Origin of the sequence: Nonomuraea polychroma (assembly GCF_004011505.1) — a bacterium.
GTDB classification, from domain to species: domain Bacteria; phylum Actinomycetota; class Actinomycetes; order Streptosporangiales; family Streptosporangiaceae; genus Nonomuraea; species Nonomuraea polychroma.
Genome location: NZ_SAUN01000001.1, coordinates 7,901,538 through 7,922,518, shown reverse-complemented (window position 1 = coordinate 7,922,518; position 20,981 = coordinate 7,901,538). Strand labels below are relative to the sequence as shown.

The 20,981-nt window shown below is 70.3% G+C and carries 22 protein-coding genes; 14 read left to right on the top strand and 8 right to left on the bottom strand.

Features of this window, described 5'->3' with window-relative positions; all coding sequences use genetic code 11:
- Positions 1–214 precede the first annotated feature (214 nt).
- The 3 genes from EDD27_RS36060 to EDD27_RS58940 form a co-directional block, all read right to left on the bottom strand.
- Complete coding sequence (locus tag EDD27_RS36060) at positions 215–991, bottom strand: class I SAM-dependent methyltransferase (protein ID WP_127936367.1); 777 nt, start codon at positions 989–991, stop codon at positions 215–217.
- A 101-nt stretch (positions 992–1,092) separates the two neighbouring features.
- Complete coding sequence (locus EDD27_RS36055) at positions 1,093–2,160, bottom strand: ABC transporter substrate-binding protein (protein ID WP_241564441.1); 1,068 nt, start codon at positions 2,158–2,160, stop codon at positions 1,093–1,095.
- Between the two features lie 11 nt (positions 2,161–2,171).
- The gene (locus EDD27_RS58940) at positions 2,172–2,408 is read right to left on the bottom strand and encodes a putative acetyltransferase (protein ID WP_127936366.1); all 237 of its coding nucleotides are present in this window, start codon (positions 2,406–2,408) and stop codon (positions 2,172–2,174) included.
- A 105-nt stretch (positions 2,409–2,513) separates the two neighbouring features.
- Here EDD27_RS58940 and fdxA point away from each other — a divergent pair, with 105 nt between their 5' ends.
- The 3 genes from fdxA (at position 2,514) to EDD27_RS36035 (ending at position 4,743) form a co-directional block, all read left to right on the top strand.
- On the top strand, positions 2,514–2,840 hold the full coding sequence (gene fdxA / locus EDD27_RS36045) for a ferredoxin (protein ID WP_127936365.1): 327 nt from the start codon (positions 2,514–2,516) through the stop codon (positions 2,838–2,840).
- A gap of 92 nt (positions 2,841–2,932) precedes the next feature.
- The gene (dapC, locus tag EDD27_RS36040; RefSeq protein ID WP_127936364.1) at positions 2,933–4,003 is read left to right on the top strand and encodes a succinyldiaminopimelate transaminase; all 1,071 of its coding nucleotides are present in this window, start codon (positions 2,933–2,935) and stop codon (positions 4,001–4,003) included.
- A 77-nt stretch (positions 4,004–4,080) separates the two neighbouring features.
- Positions 4,081–4,743, top strand: a complete 663-nt coding sequence (locus tag EDD27_RS36035) for a DUF4178 domain-containing protein (protein WP_164903941.1) — start codon at positions 4,081–4,083, stop codon at positions 4,741–4,743.
- Between the two features lie 44 nt (positions 4,744–4,787).
- Here the strand turns inward: EDD27_RS36035 and EDD27_RS36030 are convergent, their stop codons facing one another.
- A complete protein-coding gene (locus EDD27_RS36030) occupies positions 4,788–5,597 on the bottom strand; it encodes a hypothetical protein (RefSeq protein ID WP_127936363.1) in 810 nt (269 codons plus the stop codon).
- A 44-nt stretch (positions 5,598–5,641) separates the two neighbouring features.
- On the opposite strand from EDD27_RS36030, the gene EDD27_RS36025 reads away from it, so the two are divergent.
- The 6 genes from EDD27_RS36025 to EDD27_RS36000 all read left to right on the top strand — a co-directional run bounded on the left by EDD27_RS36025 (position 5,642) and on the right by EDD27_RS36000 (position 10,770).
- Complete coding sequence (locus EDD27_RS36025; RefSeq protein WP_127936362.1) at positions 5,642–6,475, top strand: 2,3,4,5-tetrahydropyridine-2,6-dicarboxylate N-succinyltransferase; 834 nt, start codon at positions 5,642–5,644, stop codon at positions 6,473–6,475.
- Positions 6,475–7,545 (top strand): succinyl-diaminopimelate desuccinylase, encoded by a 1,071-nt coding sequence (gene dapE / locus EDD27_RS36020; protein WP_127936361.1) that lies wholly within the window; start codon positions 6,475–6,477, stop codon positions 7,543–7,545. The genes EDD27_RS36025 and dapE overlap by 1 nt, the downstream gene beginning before the upstream one ends.
- Positions 7,546–8,009: 464 nt before the next feature.
- Positions 8,010–8,807, top strand: coding sequence for an LOG family protein (locus EDD27_RS36015; RefSeq protein WP_127936360.1), 798 nt, complete (start codon positions 8,010–8,012; stop codon positions 8,805–8,807).
- An 11-nt stretch (positions 8,808–8,818) separates the two neighbouring features.
- Positions 8,819–9,403 carry an LOG family protein gene (locus EDD27_RS36010; RefSeq protein WP_127936359.1) on the top strand — a complete coding sequence of 195 codons (585 nt, stop codon included), beginning with the start codon at positions 8,819–8,821 and terminating at the stop codon, positions 9,401–9,403.
- 81 nt (positions 9,404–9,484) lie between these two features.
- Complete coding sequence (locus EDD27_RS36005; protein ID WP_127936358.1) at positions 9,485–10,222, top strand: hypothetical protein; 738 nt, start codon at positions 9,485–9,487, stop codon at positions 10,220–10,222.
- Positions 10,223–10,251: 29 nt separating this feature from the next.
- Entirely contained in the window at positions 10,252–10,770 is a 519-nt protein-coding gene (locus EDD27_RS36000) for a DNA-3-methyladenine glycosylase I (protein WP_241564882.1), read from the top strand.
- On the opposite strand, the gene EDD27_RS35995 is transcribed toward EDD27_RS36000, so the two are convergent.
- Genes EDD27_RS35995 through EDD27_RS35985 form a run of 3 tightly spaced genes read right to left on the bottom strand, consistent with a single transcriptional unit; the run spans position 10,730 to position 14,505 of the window.
- A complete protein-coding gene (locus EDD27_RS35995) occupies positions 10,730–12,943 on the bottom strand; it encodes a polysaccharide lyase 8 family protein (RefSeq protein WP_127936356.1) in 2,214 nt (737 codons plus the stop codon). The genes EDD27_RS36000 and EDD27_RS35995 overlap by 41 nt on opposite strands.
- A 12-nt stretch (positions 12,944–12,955) precedes the next feature.
- Positions 12,956–13,732: an enoyl-CoA hydratase-related protein gene (locus EDD27_RS35990; RefSeq protein WP_127936355.1), complete on the bottom strand. Its 777-nt coding sequence runs from the start codon at positions 13,730–13,732 to the stop codon at positions 12,956–12,958.
- Complete coding sequence (locus EDD27_RS35985) at positions 13,729–14,505, bottom strand: PaaX family transcriptional regulator (RefSeq protein ID WP_127936354.1); 777 nt, start codon at positions 14,503–14,505, stop codon at positions 13,729–13,731. The genes EDD27_RS35990 and EDD27_RS35985 overlap by 4 nt, the downstream gene beginning before the upstream one ends.
- 180 nt (positions 14,506–14,685) lie before the next feature.
- Between EDD27_RS35985 and EDD27_RS35980 the strand changes: the two genes are divergently transcribed.
- Positions 14,686–14,853: a DUF3117 domain-containing protein gene (locus tag EDD27_RS35980; protein WP_020545024.1), complete on the top strand. Its 168-nt coding sequence runs from the start codon at positions 14,686–14,688 to the stop codon at positions 14,851–14,853.
- An 81-nt stretch (positions 14,854–14,934) separates the two neighbouring features.
- Positions 14,935–16,347 carry a leucyl aminopeptidase gene (locus EDD27_RS35975; protein ID WP_127936353.1) on the top strand — a complete coding sequence of 471 codons (1,413 nt, stop codon included), beginning with the start codon at positions 14,935–14,937 and terminating at the stop codon, positions 16,345–16,347.
- 159 nt (positions 16,348–16,506) lie between these two features.
- On the opposite strand, the gene EDD27_RS35970 is transcribed toward EDD27_RS35975, so the two are convergent.
- Positions 16,507–17,145 carry an O-methyltransferase gene (locus EDD27_RS35970; protein WP_127936352.1) on the bottom strand — a complete coding sequence of 213 codons (639 nt, stop codon included), beginning with the start codon at positions 17,143–17,145 and terminating at the stop codon, positions 16,507–16,509.
- Between the two features lie 186 nt (positions 17,146–17,331).
- On the opposite strand from EDD27_RS35970, the gene sigE reads away from it, so the two are divergent.
- From sigE to EDD27_RS54760, 3 genes are all read left to right on the top strand, one after another.
- Positions 17,332–17,964, top strand: coding sequence for an RNA polymerase sigma factor SigE (sigE, locus tag EDD27_RS35965; RefSeq protein ID WP_127936351.1), 633 nt, complete (start codon positions 17,332–17,334; stop codon positions 17,962–17,964).
- A 1-nt stretch (position 17,965) separates the two neighbouring features.
- The gene (locus EDD27_RS35960; protein ID WP_127936350.1) at positions 17,966–18,487 is read left to right on the top strand and encodes an anti-sigma factor family protein; all 522 of its coding nucleotides are present in this window, start codon (positions 17,966–17,968) and stop codon (positions 18,485–18,487) included.
- An 861-nt stretch (positions 18,488–19,348) separates the two neighbouring features.
- Entirely contained in the window at positions 19,349–20,539 is a 1,191-nt protein-coding gene (locus EDD27_RS54760) for a S1C family serine protease (RefSeq protein WP_164903940.1), read from the top strand.
- The last annotated feature ends 442 nt before the right edge of the window (positions 20,540–20,981 follow it).

Genomic DNA, 20,981 nt, shown 5'->3' with positions numbered 1-20,981 from the left:
GCCACCACGCATCCGGCAGGTCCGGCTGCCCGGTGAGTAGCGTGATCGTCGACGCGTCGCTCCACCTCAACGGTGGTACGAGGTCGCTCAGGCAGAAATTCATCCCGTTCCGTTCACCAGCCCCTCACGCCGCCGCAGCGGTGCAGCCATAATCTCGCCGCCCAGGAACAGACCATAGTCCGGCAAAACAGCCCTACGCATCATGCACTACGCATCAGCGCCGAACAGCGGCAAAGCGCAAACGTACGTAATCGGCCATCCAGCCAGTCTCCCTGCGAAGCGCGGGCGCTGCCAGCTCATTGACCCGACGAAGCAGGGGCTCCACGATGTCCGGCGCGAGCCCCTTGAGCGCCCCGGCGGCGAACATGCGTACCCAATCGGCCGCGCCGCCAGGGCATTCGTCAAGAGGGGTCGGCCGGTCGAAGTATTCGAGCAACCTGACGACGAACCCTTCCTGCTCCAGCCGGCGGGCGTACTCGGCAGGCGTGGGGAAATACCACGGCAGGTCGGGTTCCTGCAGGCCGTACTCGCGCCAGGCGGTCAGCATCGCCGCGGTCAGCTCGGCGCAGTTGCCCGCGCCGCCCATCTCGGCGACGAAGCGCCCGCCGGGTGTGAGCGCCTCGCGCACGTTGGCGATCACGATGGCCGGATCCCGGCTCATCCAGTGCAGCGCCGCGTTGGAGAAGACCGCGTCGTACCGGTTCACGACGGTGAAGTCGTGCCCGTCCCCGACGATGAAGTTGATGCCCGGGTACTGCGCCAGCGCCTTCTCGATCATGGCGGACGAGCCGTCGATGCCCAGGACCTCCGCGCCCCTGAAGGCGATCTGCGCGGTGAGCACGCCCGTGCCGCACCCGAGGTCGAGCACGCGCTCGCCGGGCCGCGGATCCAGCAGGTCGACCAGCGGTGCGCCCTGCGTGGAGACGTAGCCGAAGCTGCTGTCGTAGGCGCGACTGTTCCACCGCTCCAAACTCGGTGTGTCGTATCGCAAGACGATCAGCTCTCATTCGTCAGACATCGGGCCCCCGTGGCCGTGCTGTCCGTTCACTTTAGAGCCTGAACGTCCCTACGACATATCAAGTCACTTCGGACTCATCCCACACTCTTCGTCCATTCCTTCTTGAGGTACGCCTTCGCCGCGTCTGCCTGGGGAATCGTCATGAGGACGGGCGGCCCCGGCGCCTTGGGCATCTTGGCCGCCTGCGTGGTGTCGAGCGTGCCCTTCATGAGCATGGCCTCGCCGCGCGCCGGCCGGGCCCAGCCCTTCTGCAGCAGGTTCTGGCCCTCGTCGGAGAACAGGAACTCCTGCCACAGGCGAGCGGCGGCCGGGTGCGGGGCGGCCTTGTTGATCGCCTGCACGTGGTAGCCGCCGAGCGCCGCGTCCCGCGGGATCGTCACCTGCCACGTGTCGGGATGGCCGGCGCTGCGGGCGGCGTTCAGGTGGTCCCAGGCGACGATCGTGTTGGCCTTGGCCAGGTCGGTGAGCCGGCCGGCCTTCTTGAGCTCGGCGAACAGCTTCACCCCTTGATCAGGTCGCGGCACCCCGGCCCGCATGGAGGCCGCCATCACGCCACTGAACGCCGACGCCGAGCGCAGCGGGTCCCCGTCGAGCGCGACCTGGTAGCCGGGCTTGAGCAGGTCGGCGAAGGAGGCGGGGGCCTTGACCGCGCGCGGGTCGTACCCGATGGACATGTAGCCGCCATAGGCGGCGTACCAGGCGCCGGACGGATCCTTCACGTCGTCGGGCAGGTCCTGCCAGCCCTGCACCTTGTACGGCGCGAACTTGGCCGCCTCGCGCACCGCGACGTCCAGGGTCAGGTCGAACACGTCGGGCTTGAGCTGCGCGGCCGCCTCGATCTGGCGCCGGCTGCTCGCGCCGGGCTCGAGCTGGTTGACCTTGAGGCCGTACTTGTCGGCGAAGGTGTCGATCACCTCGCCGAAGTTGACCCAGTCGCGGGGCAGCGCGATCACGTTGAGCTCGCCCTCGCGCTTGGCGGCTTCGGCGAGGCGCTCCATGGTGGTGAAGCCGGACTTCAGCGAGCCCGCCTGCACGTTGACCGGCGGCAGGTTCTCAGCCGGCGTTGACGATTCTGTGGACGACGCGCCGCATCCGGCGCTGGCGAGGATGGCTGCTGCGGCGGCGCAGATACGTACGGTCACACACCGAATACTTATGGTTGCGACTGCCCAGGTCGAGGAGGCGCGGCCGGAACGACCTTGGCTGCTACCAGCGTCTCCTCAAAGATCTCCACAAGTGTGCCGTCCCTTTTACGAACTTTCAGCACACCGTTCTCCCAGGACTCGAGTGTCCCCACCGCGTCGCGATACCCTCCTGGTACGCGCCTGCGCGTGGTGATCCGTTGGCCGATGTTCTGTGTTGTGATCGCGATGACGAGGCGTGCGGCCACGAGTTTGCCACCCTCCGTTTCGGCCAGCTGGCAAGCACGGCAATACTAGGGCGTAGCAAACCGCGGTCAGACTCATGCCATGGTGCGGAGAAGAAGGAGCTCGAGGTGACCTACGTCATCGCGCAGCCTTGCGTGGACGTCCTGGACAAGGCGTGCATCGAGGAGTGCCCCGTCGATTGCATCTACGAGGGCGAGCGCATGCTTTACATCCACCCCGACGAGTGCGTGGACTGCGGCGCGTGCGAGCCTGTGTGCCCCGTCGAGGCCATTTTCTACGAGGACGACCTTCCCGAGCAGTGGAAGGACTTCTATAAGGCGAACGTGGAGTTCTTCGAGGAGCTCGGCTCGCCGGGCGGAGCCTCCAAGGTCGGCAAGATCGACAAGGACCACCCGGTGGTGTCCGTCCTGCCGCCGCAGGGCGAGGACCACTAACCGGTTCTGATACGCCTCATGAGGGAGCATCCGTGCCGGATGCGCCCTCTTGGCGCGCGCTTTCGTACGGCAACGCAACACCCTGGAGAACCGTGAACAAGCTGCCCGACTTCCCCTGGGACCGGCTGGAGCCATACAAGGAGCGCGCGCTCGCACATCCCGACGGCATCGTCGACCTCTCGGTCGGCACGCCCGTCGACTCCGTGCCCGAGGTCGTCAGGAACGCCCTCGTCCAGGCCGCCGACAGCCCCGGCTACCCCTTCACCCACGGCACCAAGGCGCTGCGCGAGGCCGCGGCCGGGTGGCTGCGGCGCAGGCACGGCGTCACCGTCGACCAGCAGGACGTGCTCCCGCTGGTCGGCTCCAAGGAGTTCGTCGCCTGGCTGCCCAGCTACCTCGGCGCCAGGCGCGTGGTCTTCCCCGAGCTGGCCTACCCCACCTACGACGTGGGCGCCCGGCTCGCCGGGGCCGTGGCCACGGCCTCCGACAGCACGCTCGCGCTCGGCCCCGAGCAGGTGGACCTGCTCTGGGTCAACTCGCCCGGCAACCCGACCGGGCGGGTGCTGCCCGCCGAGCATCTGCGCAAGGTCGTCTCCTGGGCGCGTGAGCGCGGCACGATCGTCGCCTCCGACGAGTGCTACATCGAGCTCGGCTGGGAAGAGGAGCCGGTCTCGATCCTCCACCCCGACGTCTGCGGCGGCTCCCACGAAGGGCTGCTCGCGGTTCACTCGCTCTCCAAGCGCTCCAACCTGGCCGGCTACCGCGCCGGGTTCGTGACGGGCGATCCCGTCCTGGTCAAGCGGCTGCTGGAAACCCGCAAACACGCGGGCATGATGATGCCGGCCCCCGTACAGGCGGCGATGACGGCGGCGCTCGCGGACGACGCGCACGCCGACGCCCAGCGCGAGCTCTACGCCGCCCGCCGCACCATGCTGCGGCCCGCGCTGGAGCAGGCGGGCTGGCGCATCGACCATTCCACGGCAGGGCTGTACTTCTGGGCATCGAACGGGCAGAACGCCTGGGACCAGGTAAGCAAGCTTTCCGAAATCGGCATTTTGGTCGCGCCCGGCGAGTTCTACGGAGTGGCAGGTGAGCGGCACATCCGCATCGCCGTCACCGCCACTGACGAACGCATCGGTGCGGCGGTGCGCCGGCTCCAGTAGGATCGCCCGTCAAAAGCAAGCCAATAAATCGATAAGGGCTTACGCCGAGGCAGGCCGCGAGTGGAGCGAGCTGATCGATGAGCGTGACCTCCATGGTCGTACTCGGGCTGAGCATCGCCCTGGTCCTTCTGCTGCTGGGAGCCTTCTGGGCCACCTTGCGGCAAGACAGGAAGGGCCGCACGAGCACGCCGCCGCCGGCGGTCGAGGTCGCTCCCATGGAGACCCCCATGCCGGCTCCGGTCAGCGTGCCGGGGCATGCCGGCACCGACTACACCGACCCGCGCACGATCCGGGTGGGGGATCGGATCGAGGTGCACGGGTCACCCGCGCGTGTCCTGGGTGCCATGCACATTTCGTGGCAGGGGCACCAGTGGACCGAATACCTGCTGCGGGACGGCACCCGGCGCCTCCAGTGGCTCTCGGTCGAGGTGCGTGCCGGGGACCCGCCGCATTTGGAAGTGTTGCTCTGGAACGACGTGCCCACCCAGGGCATGGTGCCGGCGAAGAGCATGCTGATCATGGAGGGTGTGGAGTTCTTCCCGATCGAACGGGGGACGGCGGCGTTCCGGAGTGAAGGGGACACCGGTTATCCCGATCGCGGGTTACTCGACTTCGCCGACTACCGCGCCTCCGACGGACGGTTGCTGTCCTTCGAACGCCTCCAGGGAGGCGCCTGGAAGGCCAACTACGCCCAGCCCTTGCCGCCGGGCTCGATCTCCATCGTCCGCCGCGCCTCCTGACACCGCCGCTTGCGGAGGAGCCCGGGGACTCGTGGGAAAAGGGGCTAGGAGAGCTCGACCTGGGCGGCGCCGGACGCGCCGCCCGTCTTCCAGCCCTCCACCTCGAAGTCGTTGGACCAGGTGGCGCCGCTGTAGCGGACCTGGCTCAGCGCGTACTTCTCGGCGTGCGCCACCGACCAGGCGGCGATCAGCCACCCGCGTTTCTTGCTGATGATCGCGGTGCTGCCCAGCGCCCGGGCGAGCTGCTTACGTGCCTCGGCCGTCTTGGGCCGCGGCGCCGCGGTCTTGGTCGTCGGGTACCAGCAGTGCACGGCCTGCGGCACCCGCCCGGTGAAGGCGGCGGCGAGGATCTTGGCCTCCCCCTCGTGCGGCGCGTACGCGTAGCCGCCCGCCGAGCGCTGCACCGCCTGGGCCGCCTCCGCCAGCGGGATCTTCCGATAGTTCTTCACCTTGACCAGGGCGGCGAAGAACTTGTTCGTGGCGTAGACGGGATCCATGATCTGCTTCTTGGTCCCCCAGCCCTGCGACTCGCGCTGCTGGAACACGCCCACCGAGTCACGGTCGCCGTGATTGAGGTTGAAGAGCTTCGACTCCTGGATCGCGGTCGCGTACGCGATGACCACGGCCCGCTCGGGCAGCTTCCTGCGTGCCGCCACGGCGGCGATCGTGGCGGAGATCTGCGCCTGCTCCGGGTGAAGCTCACGGACGCCGTCGGGGGTGTTGACAACGCAGTAGGAATCTTGCACCGCCAGCGGCGTCGCCTTCTTCAGCAGGTGGTAGACGCCCACGGAAATGCCCACGGCAAGCACGATCACGATGATCGCGATGGTGATGACTCCACGGGAGAAGCGCATGCGCACCCTGAAAAACCTACCCGGCCTGGATAAGCTCCGTGGCCATGAGTGACGTGAGCACGTCCACACCGATATCCCCAGCCATAGACGAGCTGTGGGAGCGCCGCGCGGAGTTGTCGCCTGCCGACGTCGACGCGCGCCACCTGGTCGTGGGCGCGGTGGACCAGCTCGACAAAGGCGAGGCCAGGGCGGCCCGCCTGGTCGACGGCGAGGTGGCGGTGGACGAGCGCGCCAAACGGGCGATCCTGCTCGCCTTCAAGGTGCTGGGCATGGCGCGCTCGCAGGTGGGGGACTTCCACCACCACGACAGGATCCCGCTGAAGAGCTCGTTCGACGGGGTGCGGGTGGTGCCGGGCGCGATCGCCCGCTGGGGCGCGTACCTGGCGCCCGGGGTGGTGCTGATGCCGTCGTTCACGAACATCGGCGCGTACGTCGACGCCGGGACCATGGTCGACACCTGGGCAACGGTCGGCTCCTGCGCCCAGATCGGGCAGAACGTGCACCTGTCGGGCGGCGTCGGCATCGGCGGCGTGCTCGAGCCGCCCAACGCCGTGCCGGTCGTCATCGAGGACGAGGCGCTCATCGGCAGCCGCGCGATGATCGTCGAGGGCGCCCGGGTGGGCCGGGGCGCGGTCGTCGGGGCCGGAACGATCCTGTCGGGCACCATCCCGGTGATCGACGTGGAGACGGGTGAGGAGCTGGCCCGCGGCCGCATCCCCGACTGGTGCGTGGCGGTCGGGGGCACCAGGCAGAAGGAATATCCCGGAGGCACGTTCGGGCTGCCGTGCGTGCTGGTGATCAAGCGGCTGGAGCCGGGGCAGCGGCACGACAAGGCGGCGCTCAACGAGGCGCTGCGGGAACACGGAGTGAATGCCTGATGCTGGACCTGACGCAGGACGTACGCACGCTCACGGCCGCGATCGTGGACATCGAGTCGGTGAGCGGCGACGAGCGGGCGCTGGCGAACATCGTCGAGCGGGCCCTGTCCGCGCTGCCGCATCTGAAGGTGGAGCGGTCGGGGGAGACCGTCGTGGCCCGCACCCAGCTGGGGCGCGGCGAGCGCGTGCTGATCGCCGGCCACCTCGACACCGTGCCCGTGGCCGCCAACCTGCCCAGCCGCGTGGAGGGCGACCTGCTCTACGGGTGCGGCACCTCCGACATGAAGGCCGGTGTGGCGGTCGCGCTCAAGCTGGCGGCCACCGTGCCCGCGCCCAACAAGGACGTGACGTACGTCTTCTACGACTGCGAGGAGGTCGAGGCCGAGCGCAACGGCCTCACCCGCGTGGCCAGGGATCACGCCGACTGGCTCGCCGCCGACTTCGCGGTGCTGATGGAGCCGACCGACGGCGTGATCGAGGGCGGCTGCCAGGGCACGCTGCGTGCCGACGTCAGGGTGACGGGCAAGCGGGCGCACAGCGCCAGGTCGTGGTTCGGGGTCAACGCCATCCACGGGATCGAGCCGGTGCTGGCCCGGCTGAACGCGTACGAGCCGCGGCGGCCGGTGGTGGACGGGCTCGAATACCACGAAGGGCTGAACGCGGTCGGCGTGCGGGGCGGCGTGGCCGGCAACGTCATCCCCGACCTGTGCGTGGTGACGGTGAACTACCGGTTCGCGCCCGACCTGTCGATCGAGCAGGCGCAGGAGCACGTACGTGAGGTCTTCGACGGGTTCGAGGTGGACTTCGTGGACGCGGCGCCCGGAGCCAGGCCGGGGCTGACGCATCCGGTGGCGGCGGCGTTCACCGCGGCCGTCGGCGGCACGCCGCGGGCCAAGCTGGGGTGGACGGACGTCGCCCGGTTCTCCGCGCTGGACGTGCCGGCCGTGAACTACGGCCCCGGCGATCCGAACCTGGCGCACCAGCAGGGCGAGTACGTCTCGCTCTCGAAGATCGTCGAGAGCGAGACCGCCATGTGGAACTGGCTTGCAAAGTCAACTGCACCTGCCTGAAGGAAGGGCTTGCTCTCGAAACGTCCGGCCGGCTGCCGGACGACCGTAGCGTCCGGGCGGTTGACGACGCCCCGGGCGGCGCGCCGCCCGCGATGGGATGATGGCCGATTGCAGGCCAGGAGCCGTTTCCCGGTCGCCCGGTGCCTTCGACCCCGTCCATCACCCGTGCGTAACCATAGCAACACGCATCGCCACTCCGCGAGTCCTGGAAAGGGAACAAAATGAAAGTGGCCCTCCTCGCCGGCCATTTGGCGGGGAAGACCACTTTCAGTCCCGAGCAGCACCCTCGACGATTAGACGCGGGCTAGCCGAAATCCGGTTCCCTGGTTTCTTCAAGATTTTTTCCGCGTCTGTTCGACCCCGCTTACCTGGGGTTTTGCCCGCGGGAGGCAGTCTAGGCCGCCGAACGGGTAGGGGCGCGGGCTCGGAAGCGGCCGCATGCGAGAGGGACTAGCGTGATCCACATGGAACAAATACGTCGAGAACGCCGCCAGGGCCAGGCCGTCGTCCGCGGCAACCTCGTCCCCAGCTCCACCCACGACGAGCGCCTGCTCGCCCGCCAGGGACCCTCCGACTGGGTGCACATGGACCCGTGGCGGGTGCTGCGCATCCAGGCCGAGTTCGTCGAAGGATTCGGGCAGCTGGCCGAGCTGCCGCCGGCGGTCACGGTCTTCGGCTCCGCACGCACCGGCCCCGACGCGCCGGACTACGAGATGGGCCGGGCGCTCGGCCGGTCGCTGGCACATGCCGGCTACGCGGTGATCACGGGCGGCGGGCCCGGTGTCATGGAGGCGGCCAACCGGGGCGCGAAAGACGTGGACAGTGCGATCTCGGTCGGGCTCGGCATCGAGCTGCCCTTCGAGCAGCGCATGAACGACTACGTGGACCTCGGCATCGAGTTCCGCTACTTCTTCGTGCGCAAGACGATGTTCGTGAAGTACTCGTGCGGCTTCATCGCCCTGCCCGGCGGCTTCGGCACGCTGGACGAGCTGTTCGAGGCGCTGACGCTGGTGCAGACCGCCAAGGTCACGTCCTTCCCCGTGGTGCTCATGGGCTCCGAGTTCTGGGGCGGGCTGCTGGAGTGGATCAAGGGCACCCTGCTCGGCACCGGCAAGATCGCCTCCCACGACCTCGACCTGATCAGCGTCACCGACGACCCCGACGAGGCCGTGCGCATCATCGTGGAGGCCGACCTGGCCCGCTCCCAGCAGCGCGGAGAAGAACTGGAGGCCGCCGCCGCACAGTCCGCGGAGCCCCAATAAGCTTCCTCCCCGTGAACATCTGCGTCTTCTGCGCCTCCAGCCTCCGCATCGACGACAAGTACATCGAGCTGGCCGGGCAGGTGGGCACCGAACTCGCCAAGCGCGGGCACACCCTCGTGAGCGGCGGCGCCACCGTCTCCTGCATGGGCGCCGTCACCTCGGCCGCCCGCGCGGCCGGCGGGCGCACGATCGGCGTGATCCCCCAGGTCCTCGTGGACATCGAGATCGCCGACGAGGAGTCGGACGAGCTGATCGTCACCACCGACATGCGCGAGCGCAAGGGCCTCATGGACGCCCGCTCCGACGCGTTCCTCGTGCTGCCCGGCGGCATCGGCACGCTGGAGGAGCTGTTCGAGATCTGGACCGCGCGCACCCTCGGCATCCACGACCGCCCGCTGGTGGTCCTCGACCCCTGGGGTCTGTACGAGCCGCTCAGGCAGCTGATCAGCAACATGTACGACGAGGGCTTCACCAGGGCCGCGGTCTTCGACGCGATCTCCTGGACGACCACGGTGGAGGAGGCGTTGTCCCGCCTGGAGTCCCGCCCCCGCCCGGTCCGGCCCAGCGTGGCCGAGCTCGGCGAGTCCACCGGCTGACCTGGGCGCTCTCCGCCCGGAGAGACACTGGCTGAGGCAAGTGCGGACCTCATGCCCCGATGGTATGAGTACGATGCCAATGTGCTGGTCATACTCGCCATCGCCGCCATCGCCATCCTGGCCTGTGTGGTCCTGGTCTCCCTCGGCAAGGGCGGTGAGCTGACCGAGTTCCCGCCGGACGTGCCGCCCCTCGACCTGCCGGAGCCGGGGCAGCTCACGGCGGTCGACTTCATGGCGCTCCAACTGCCGGTCAACCTCGTCGGCTATCACACGGCGAGCGTCGATGAGACCCTGCGCCGGGCCGCCAACGCGATCAGCGCGCGCGACACCAGGATCGCGGTGCTGGAGCAGCGGGTCTCCGAGCTGCTGTCGAGTCGGCTGCACGCGCGTCAGGAGGTGTACGCGGCGCCGGGAGGCGGCCTGCGTACCGACCACTCGCCCGAGGCGCCGGCCGCCGCCAGGGAGTTGCCTGAGTCGGGCGATCCCGTGTCGGCGAGCGGGACGGCGGTGTCCTGGGACGGGGGAGTGACGCAGGCGCATGCGCCGGAGGGCGCGGAGTGGCGACTGCCGGCGAGCAACGGCGCGGCCACGTCCTCCGAAGAGTCGTCCGCCGGGGACGACGCCGCAGATCGGTCGTCCGTCGGGGAAGCGGCCGCGGACCGGCCGGACGACGTCGACGAGAAGCCGGACGAGGCGGCCGACGAGGCCGGGGCCGGGGATGCGGCCGGCGCATCGGACGATCCGGAGGGCGAGGCAACCGGAGCCGCCGAGGAGCCGGTGCGTGCGACGCTGGGCAAGGACCGGGACGAGCGTCCGTGACCGAACCCATCCGCTGCAGCTGGGCGGGCATGTCGGACCCGATGTACCTCACCTACCACGACGAGGAGTGGGGCCGTCCGCTCAGGGGTGACGACGCGGTCTTCGAGCGGGTCGCGCTCGAAGCGTTCCAGTCGGGCCTGTCGTGGCTGACGATCCTGCGCAAACGGGAGAACTTCCGCGCCGCCTTCGACGACTTCTCCCTCCCCAAGGTGGCCGCCTACACCGAGCGGGACGTGGAGCGCCTGCTCGGCGACGCGGGCATCGTCCGCAACCGCGCCAAGATCGAGGCGGCGATCAACAACGCCAGGGCCGCGCTCGACCTGCCCGACGGCCTGTCGGAGCTGGTGTGGCGCTTCGCCGACCCCGACGCGCCCGTGCCCAAGACGATGGCCGACGTGCCCGCTGCCACGCCGGGCTCCAAGGCGCTGGCCAAGGAGCTGAAGAAGCACGGCTTCAGGTTCGTCGGCCCGACCACGGCCTACGCGCTGATGCAGGCCATCGGCCTGGTCAACGACCATCTCGAGGACTGCGTGGCGCGTACACGCTGAGCTCGGCCGTGTGCGTGCGCCCGAGCGAGCCGCCGAGCGCGACGGTGACGGTGGGATGTGCTCCGGCGCGCACCGAGACGGTGTCGTCGGCGCGGACGACGCCGCGCGCCGGCCGGTCGAGCGTCACGGTCACGACGTCCGCCGTCCGGCTCGGATCGGCCACGGCGAGGAAGATCCGCCCGCCCGCCCGCCGCACGAGCAGCGCGCAGGGGGCGTCCACGCGGACGCCGTCGGCCTCGCCCGCCGCCCAGAACGTGGCCGCCAGCAGCCCGCGCGTCCGCACGGCCTGCACCAGCGGCGTGTTGGCCACCACCCGCACGGGACGCGACCCGCGGAAGGCCCTCGTGCGCTCGCGCGAGGCGTTGGGCAGCAGCACGTAGGCGTAGGACGCGTCCAGGGGGTCGACGCCGTGGTCGAACCAGATGGTCACGTAGCGCCGCGTGACGGGACGTGCAGTGCCGTGCGTGTCCTCGCCCTTGTTGATGTCGCGCCACGTGGCCGTGCGCCTCTCCACCAGGGTCCGCGCCCCGTCCATCACGTAGCCGCCGACCCCCGGCAGGTGCGCCCAGCCGTCCCCCAGGTACGGCTCCGCGTCCGTGGCGCGGTTCTCCACCACGGTCTCGACGGAGTGGCCGCCGGCGCCGGTGATGCCGCTGCCCAGCGCCACCACGGCCGTGTCCAGGCAGAACCAGGACTTGCGTGCCCGCGGACCCACCCCGTCGCAGCCCAACTCCATGGCGGCGGCGCCGTACCGGCCGTCGAGGACCGCGCCGCCGGCCCACACGTTGCCGGGGCAGTAGGCGCGGAACGACAGGTCCTCGCGCTCGCGGGTGTCGACCGTGGTGCCCGGCAGCCGGTACGGGTTCACCGTCGGCCAGAAGTCCTCGCCGAACTGGCCCAGGTCGCCCGTGTAGAGGTAGGTCATGCCGTCGCCGGCGTACCAGCCGTGCAGGTTCTCCTCGTTGATCGCTTCGTAGGCGGCGACCCGCCGCGACGACAGGCTGATCGCGAACGACCAGCCGGGCCGCCGATGCACCACCCGGTCCATGGACGGGAACACGAAGTGCCCCATCGGCCCCGGCGTGGCGTCGATGGTCTTGTCGCCCAGCACCGCGACCGCCCGCCGCGTCTCCGGCACGTCCGCCTGCTCCAGGTAGGAGTGGCTGCCGCCGCGCTCGATCCACCCCTTGGCGAGCCCGGCGAACCGGCGACGGTACGGCTCCGGCGCGCACCGCGCGAGCAGCAACACGGCGCCGATCGCGGCGTGCCCGGCCACGCGGTCGGAGAATCTCTGGCGGGTGGCCGCCCGGCCCCGCACGGTGTCCATGAGCAGCCCATCGTGCACGAACGGGGCGAAGGACCGCTCGACCGCGTCCAGCACCACCTGCCGCCCGGGATCGGTCACCTCCCAAGGCGACCCGTCGAGCAGCGCCAGCGTGCCGGCGACCGCGATGAGCAGGGACAGCCCGTACGAGCCCGTGTAGGCGACGTTCCCGTGCTGGATGAACGACCCGTCGCGGTAGAACCCGTCGCCGGACTCGACGTAGTGGAACACGCCGCCCCGCACGTCCGACAGCCCGTCGCGGGCCGCGGCCAGCTTGGCGGCGCTGCGCCCGGCCACGCCGCGTAACGCGACGATGAAGGCCTTGTCCGCCCGGTTCGCCCCGGCCTCGCATATCGCGGGGTTGCCGGCGCGGCGGCCGGCGTCCGGGCAGAACCGGTCGATCGCCCCCAGGTACGCCTCCAGCCTGCCGGCGTCGAGCCGGTCCCCGAGCAGCACGCATGTCCGGCTCAGCTCCATGGGCGTGCCGATCTCCCAGAACCACCAGTTGCCCGTCTCCGGGAGCCGCTCGTGGTAGTGGCGCTCGTAGAGCAGGTCGAGCGCCGCCACCACGCGTGCCGCGACGGCGTCGTCGCCGTGCTGCGCGGTGCCCGGCGTGGCCCACGCCGTGGCGATCCGCCGCAGGCGGCCGTAGCTGCCGGTCACGTTGCCCGGGCTGCCGTCCAGGGGCAGGTCGGGCCAGGTCAGCTCCGGCGACATCGCGGCCAGCCGCCGGCCTGCCGTCTCGCTCAGCCTGGCCAGCGGTGCGGCGAGGACGGGGTCGGAGACGTCGATGTCGCCGCCGGTGAGCAGGTCGAGCGCGGTCGTACGGAGCGTGTCGCAGTCGTGCATCCGCCGGCCGCGTCACTCGGCGTGGAACGTGGGGCGTTCCTTGGCGAGGAAGGCGCGGGTGGCGTTCAGATGGTCCTGGGTGGCGGCGCATGCGTCCTGGAGCTCGGCTTCCAGGGCCAGCGAGTCGGGCAGCGAGTGCGTCGCGGAGTAGGCCAGCGCCCGTTTGGTCGCCGCGTACGCGAGGGTCGGGCCCTGCGCGAGGCGTACCGCCAGCTCGTGGGCCGTCTTCAGCACCTCGTCGGCGGGGACCACGCGCGTGACCAGCCCGAGCTGCAGCGCGCGGGGTGCGTCGAGCGGCTCGCCCAGCAACATCAGCTCGGCGGCGCGGCCCTGGCCGATCAGGCGCTGCAGGGTCCACGACGCGCCCGAGTCCGGCGCCAGGCCGATGCCGGCGAACGCCAGCGCGAACTTGGCCTTCTCCGAGGCGACCCGCAGGTCGCAGGCGAACGCCAGGGACGCGCCCGCGCCGGCGGCCACGCCGTTGACCGCGGCCACCACCGGCTTGGGCATGGTGGTGATCAGCTCCACGATCGGGTTGTAGTGCCGGTGAACGGTGCCGGCCAGGCCGCGGCCCGCCTCCAGGTTGTCGGCGTGCTCGCGCAGGTCCTGGCCCGCGCAGAAGGCCCGTCCTGCCCCGGTGAGCAGAACGGCCCTGATCGCGGGGTCGCCCGCGGCCCGGCGCACCGCGTCGAGCAGGGCGTCCTTGAGCTCGGCGGTGAGTGAGTTCATCGCGTCGGGGCGGTCGAGCGTGATGGCGGCGACGGCGTCGGCCACGTCATAGCGGATCAAATCAACTCCCTGTCGACGAACGCGGCGGCTGCGGGCAGCAGCCGGGCGGCCTCCTGCTCGAAGTAGGCCCTGGCCTTCTCGCCCGGCCAGCCGGCGGGCAACAGCTCGGGCGGCAGCCCAGGGTCACGGAACAGGAAGTTGCGCCATCCGTGCACGAGCCTGCTCCTGGTCGCGAACACCTGGTCGTCCGGGGCCGACTCGGGCAGCGTGCTGATCAGCGTGACAGCCTCGGCGTGCCACTGCTCGTACGCCTCGCCGATGGCCGTCAGATCCCACGCCCGCGCCACCAGCTCGCGAGGGTCGCCCTCCAGCGCCGCGTCGAACCTGTCGGCCCGCACGCCCTCGCCTTCCAGCAGATTGTCCAGCTCGATCGACGAGCGTGGACCGATCCAGGTGGTCTCCGACAGCGCCGCGTAGCCGAGGAACGTCAGGTCGGCCCGCAGCCGCTCCCTGCGCGGCCGCTCCTTGACCGGCTCCAGGACGATCAGGTGCCAGCGGCCGTGCCAGGTGAAAGTCCCGGCTCGGTAAATTCTGAGCGCCGCCTCATCCAGCCGCCTGACGCACTTCGGCGTCAGCGCGTAGCCGGCGCCGTGCGGAAGCCTGATCGGCCGCAGCCAGCCCTGCCGCACCATGCGTGAGACGGCCGTGCGAACGGCGGGAGCCGCTATTTCCAGGGGCTTCATGAGCCGGACGAGCGCCGCGACGGACGCCTGTCCACCGCGCGAGCGCAGGTGGTCTCCGTAGAGATCGAAGAGGGCGGCGCGAGCGTGCACGCAGTCCAGTTTGGACGTCCTTGCACTCCGCGACAACGCATTCTGGGAGGAGATCGTTACCCATGAGCGCTCTCGATGCGGGAGAATGGGACATCACAGAAGACGTGAATGCGCCGACCACCCCCTCGGGAGGTCGGAAATCGCGGGCCGCGGGAGCCCAAGGCAGGAAGGGATGCACGCATGGCGGCGATGAAGCCGCGGACCGGCGATGGTCCGCTCGAGGTCACCAAGGAAGGGCGCGGCATTGTCATGCGGGTCCCCCTGGAGGGTGGCGGCCGGCTCGTCGTGGAGATCTCCGCCGACGAGGCGAAGGCGCTCGGTGAGGCGTTGAAGAACGTCGTCGGCTGAGCGCTCCCCAGAGACCACCTGATTCCACGACCCTGGCGTAATCCGGCGCCAGGGTCGCTGACGTTCGAGGAGAGATCGTCCGTGCCCATTGAGACCACTGCCTCGGTGGTCGCCGAGGTTCCCGACGACGCCGACCTGCTGGCCGTCCCCTACACCTCCGACCTCGCCCCCGCGCAGGTAGTCGAGCTGCACCTGCCGGTAGGCGACCTGCTGTCGCACTACGAGGCCAAGGGGGAGGCCGGGGAGATCGTCGAGGTGCCGGTGCCCCGGGCCGGCGGCGGGGTGGGCCGGGTCCTGTTCTACGGCGTCGGCGACGGGTCGCCGCGCGCCCTGCGCAAGGCCGGGGCCGCGCTGGCGCGCAGGGTCAAGGGCAAGGACACGCTGACGGTGGTGGCGCCCGGCGGCGACGTGGGGGCGTTCGCCGAGGCGGCGCTGCTGGCCTCGTACTCGTTCAAGATCGGGAACGCGGGCAAGAAGCCCGTGCGTGAGCTGGCGTTGGCGGGGGCTGACGAGGGCGCCGTGCAGCGTGCGCAGATCGTGGCCCAGGCGGTGGCGCTGGCCCGTGACCTCGCCAACACGCCGTCCTCGGTCAAGAACCCCGCCTGGCTCGCCGAGCGGGCCGCCGAGAGCGGGCTGCCGGTGCGGGTCTGGGACGAGGAGCAACTGCAGGCCGACGGGTTCGGCGGCATCGTGGCCGTCGGGCGGGGATCGGCCAGCCCGCCCAGGCTCATCCAGATCTCCTACACGCCTTCCGAGCCCGTCGACCGGCACGTGGTGCTGGTAGGCAAGGGCATCACGTTCGACTCGGGCGGGTTGTCGCTCAAGCCCACCGACAACATGAAGACCCAGAAGACCGACATGGCGGGCGGGGCCGTCGTGATCGCCGTGCTCCGCGCGCTGGCGCGGCTGGGCGCGCCCGTACGGGTCACCGGGCTGATCGCCGCCGCCGAGAACATGCCCTCAGGCACCGCCCAGCGGCCCAGTGACGTCATCAAGCACTACGGCGGCCGCACGGTCGAGGTGCTCAACACCGACGCCGAGGGGCGGCTCGTGCTGGCCGACGCGCTCGCCTACGCCGACTCCGTCCTCGACCCCGACGCGGTCGTGGACATCGCCACGCTCACCGGGGCGATCAGCGTGGCGCTCGGCCGCAACGTGGGCGCCGTCTACGCGTCCGACGACGTGCTGGCCAAGCAGCTCGTGGACGCCGGGCAGGCCAGTGACGACCGGCTGTGGCGGATGCCGCTGATCGAGGACTACACGCCCGCGCTGGAGTCGTCGGTCGCCGACCTGGCCAACGTGGAGGCGGGGTCGAGGTTCGGGGCCGGGTCGATCACGGCGGCGTTGTTCCTGCGGGAGTTCGCGGGCCGGCGGCCGTGGGCGCACCTCGACATCGCTGGGGTCGGGCGCAGCACGGTGGACGAGGGCACGCTCAGCAAGGGCGCCACGGGGTTCGGCGTGCGCGTCCTCCTGGAGTGGCTCACCCGCTCCTGACGATCGGCCCTCCCGAAGGGACCGCCCCGCTCCTTTTCATCCCTTCTCCCGAAGGGACCGCCCCGCTTCTTCTCGCCCCTTCCCCCGAAGGGGCCTGTGCCGAAGTGCGGTGGGTGGCGGTGGACGGTGCCGCTCAGCCCTTCTCCCTGGACGGCCGGTTCAGTCCGACACCTTGACGGCGGCCAGGAGGCCGTCGCCCAAGGGCATGAGCACCGAGCGCAAGCGATCATCCGACTGCACCAGCTTGCCCACCTCGCGCAGCGTCACCGTGTCCGGGTCGCGCTGCGCGGGATCGGCCACCCGGTTGTGCCACAACATGTTGTCGAAAGCCACGATGCCGCCCACGCGCAGCAGCCGGACCGCCTCGGAGAGGTAGTCGGCGTACTCCTGCTTCGCGCCGTCGGCGAACACCATGTCATAGCCGCCGTCCGACAGCCGCGGCAGCACGTCGAGCGCCCGCCCCGAGATCAGCCGCACCCGTCCGCCGGAGAACCCCGCCTCCGCGAACGCCTGCCGGGCCAGCCTCTGGTGCTCAGGCTCGACGTCGACGCTCGTCAGCGTGCCGTCGGCGCGCATGCCGCGCAGCAGCCACAGGCCGGAGACGCCGCATCCCGTGCCGACCTCCACGACCGACTTGGCGTTGACGGCGGTGGCGAGGAAGCACAACGCCGCCCCGCCGCCGGGAAGGATGGGTATGGCCCCCATCTCCAGCCCGCGCTGCCGCGCCGCGCGCAGGACCTCATCCTCGTGATGAAACTGCTCCGCATAGGCCAGAGTGGCCTCCACCTGACTGGTCATCGGCCGCCTCCCCCCACTTTCGTGCGATTGGTCGCAAAGGGTCAAACAGGTGATTGGCACCGATCGCAGCCTAGGGGAGACACGCCGGGACGGGAACTCAGGAGGGTCCCGAGGCGTTGCAGGTTTAAACGGGCTTTGCCGGTCCGGAAGGCAGGCAGTGCGCACGAAGGGACGAAACCAGGCACTATGACGGTAGCGGTGGTCCCACAGAGAGGAGTTCTGGTGGACGAAAGCGACCACCAGACCGATACTCCGGTGTCGTCTGAGTGGACTCCTCCCACCTGGGAGGAAGTCGTACGGACGCACTCCGCACGCGTGTATCGGCTTGCATACCGGCTGACCGGCAACGTGCACGATGCCGAGGACCTCACACAAGAGGTCTTCGTCCGGGTTTTCAGGTCGCTGTCGAGCTACACCCCCGGCACGTTCGAGGGGTGGCTGCACCGGATCACGACGAACCTGTTCCTCGACATGGCGCGGCGCAAGCAGCGCATCAGATTCGAGGGGCTGGCCGACGACGCCGCCGAGCGGCTGCGCGGCCGGGAGCCGTCGCCGGCGCAGGCGTTCGACGACGCCCACCTGGAGCCCGACATTCAGGCCGCTCTCGACGCGCTCGCACCTGAGTTCCGGGCCGCGATCGTGCTGTGCGACATCGAGGGTCTGTCTTATGAGGAGATCGCGGCCACGCTCGGCGTCAAGCTGGGTACGGTCCGAAGCCGTATTCACCGTGGCCGGGCGCAGTTGCGGGAGGCGCTCGACCACCGGGCCCCGCGCAACTCTCAACTCCCCCCGACCGTGATCCGTGGGGAGGAAGTCTGACATGGCTCATCTTGGAGAACGTGTTTCCGCGCTCGTCGACGGAGAGCTCAACCACCACGAACGCGAGCGCGCGCTGGCGCATCTGACCTTCTGCGCTGACTGCCGGCGCGAGGTGGAGTCGATGCGGGCGCTGAAGTCGCGCCTGCGTTCGCTCGACACCCCGGCGATGCCGGCCGACCTCACGATGTCCCTGCTCCGGATGGCGGAGCCGGGTGGGCCGCTGCCGCCGAGGGAGCGCCCTTTCCCCGCGCGTACGTTCGGGGGAGTGCCCATCCCTGGGCCGCACAGCATCGCTCCCCTGGACAACCGCCCGCGCAGGGGCGCCAGTGGCGGGGCTTCGGGTCCTGGACGCCCTGGTAGGCGGCGGAGCGGATACGTCGCGGTGGGCGTGGTCTCGGCCGCTGTGGCGCTCGGGACGTTCTTCGCCGTCTCCGGCGCGGGGCAGGGTCCGACGACGCCGCCGGTCGAGTTGTGGAAGGTGCAGCAGTCGCCGACCAACTCGCCGTCGATTGCCACACCCTGACGTCCGGATATGCCGGGGATGGCCCGTGGTGGCGTAGTTGCCCACTCTAAGGGCATACGATCTGGGTTCGGGATTGAACGATCTGCCTTATAACCCTCGTATGCCGCAAGAGTGAGGATTGCGGTGGCCGAGCCAGGGAGTGGTGAGACTTAGATGACCGACGAGACGCGCCCCACCGAAGGACGCACGCCGTCGGACTCCCCCGAACCACTGGGGCGGCCGGAGTTCCTGCCCGCTGAGCATCCGGCCGATCAGCCGGGCCAGCGGCCGGAGCCACCGGCCTCGTTCGGCGCTCTGTGGGGCGACCCGTCGGGGCGTTCCGAGGTCGCCGGCACGCCACCGTACGAGAGCCGCTCGTACGACGCCGCGCCCCCGTCCCCGTACGGCGCCCCATCCTTCTCCAGCGACAACCCGTACGGCGGGACGTCTTCTTATGGCGGGCCGGACAACGGCACGCGGTCGTACGAGAGCCCGTCCTACGGCGGGGCCTCGGACAGCGGCACCCGCTCCTACGACAGCCCTTCGTTCGGCCCCCCTGACAGTGGTCCTTCGTTCGGCGGACCTTCGCACGGCGGGCCGGACAGTGGTCCTTCGTTCGGCCGTCCGGACAGTGGTGGGTCTTCGTTCGGTGGGCCGGATAGCGGTCCTTCGTTTGGCCCTCCGGACAGTGGTGGGTCTTCGTTCGGTGGGCCGGATAGCGGTCCTTCGTTTGGCCGTTCGGACAGTGGTCCTTCGTTTGGCCGTCCGGACAGTGGTGGGCCTTCGTTCGGTGGGCCGGACAGCGGTGGGCGGTCTTATGAAGGCCCGCCGTTCGGTGGCGGTGGGACTCCGCCTCCGCCTCCGCCGCCGCGGGCGCTCGGGATGGGTGCCGGGTGGGCGCCGCCGCCTCCGGGCGGGCACGGACCGCCCGCGACGGGCCGTCGCGGGCCGGGTCTCGGCGCCCTGGTCACGATCGCCGTGGCCATCGCCGTGGTGGCCTCCATGCTCGGCAGCGTCGGGACATACCTGCTCACCAAGCCCAGCAGCAGCAACGACCCCTCCTACAGCCTTGGCCCGGTGCCGACGGGCGCCACCAACCGGGCGCCGGACTCGGTGGCGGGCGTGGCCGCGCGGGTGCTGCCCAGCGTCGTCTCGCTCGAGGTCGGCAACGGCTCCAGCACCGAAGGGGCGTCCGGGTCCGGGTTCCTGATCAAGAACGGCTACGTGGTGACGAACAACCACGTGGTCTCCCTGGCCGCGCGGGGTGGCGAGATCCGGATCATGTTCAACAACCGGAAGACCACCTCGGCCCGTATCGTCGGCCGCGACCCGGGCTCCGACCTGGCCGTGGTCAAGCCGGAGGAGACGTTCGGGACTCCCGAGATCACTCTGGGCAACTCCGACCAGGTGGTGGTGGGTGACCCGGTGATCGCCATCGGCTCGCCGCTCGGCCTGACGGGCACGGTCACGACGGGCATCGTCAGCTCGCTCAACCGCCCGGTCATCGCCGGCGACGAAACCGGGGCCGGCAACGAGGAGCCCGCGTACATCAGCGCCATCCAGACGGACGCGGCCATCAACCCCGGCAACTCGGGCGGGCCGCTGGTCAACAGCCGGGGCGAGGTCGTCGGCGTGAACTCGGCCATCGCCACCCTCAGCCGGTCGGTGAACAGCCAGAGCGGCAGCATCGGGCTCGGCTTCGCGATCCCGGTCAACCAGACGCGGCGGGTGGCGGAGGAACTGATCAGCACCGGTCGGGCCAAGCGGCCGAAGATCGGCATCGTGCTGGACAAGGACTACCGGGGACAGGGCGTGAAGATCGCGTCCGAGCCTGCCGCGGGGCGGCAGCCTGTGGACGCCGGCGGGCCCGCCGACAAGGCCGGGCTGAAGGCCGGTGACATCATCCTCGAGATCGACGGGCTGACGTTGCAGGACGGGAACGAGCTGATCGCGCTGATCCGGAGCAAGACGCCGGGGTCCAAGATCACCATCAAGTACCAACGCGACGGCCAGGAACGCACCGCCACGCTCGTGGTGGTTGCTGAGGACGGGCCGACGCCGTCGCCATCTTAAGGACCAAGGACCAAGGACCAAGGACCTTCAGTTTCTTTTACGGCGGGGCCACGTGGGCTCCAACCGCCGACGCCGGTGACCGGCCCTCCAGGGGGACGGTTACCGGCTTCACCGGCGGGCCGCCGTTACGGCGTCCGGGCACTGGCGTCTTCGGGCCCACCCCGGGCTCCGTCCCTTTGCGCCGAGCCCCGCCGCACACCGTCCCGCCGACGCGGCGCCGGGGAGTGCCGAGGTCCCGTCCGGCCCTGACACGACCGGCCGTTCCGCCCACCGTGACCGCCCGTTCCGCGCACCTCGACCGTGGTGGCCCTATTTCTCGCCGCTGTGGTCTATGGGCGGGAGTAGCCGTCCTCGTGCGGCTGCTTGGGTCTGTCCAGGCACGACGGGGACGGTGGTGGGCCTGATGCGCGGCGTGGCTGTGTCGTCGGCTGAGGCCGTTGGG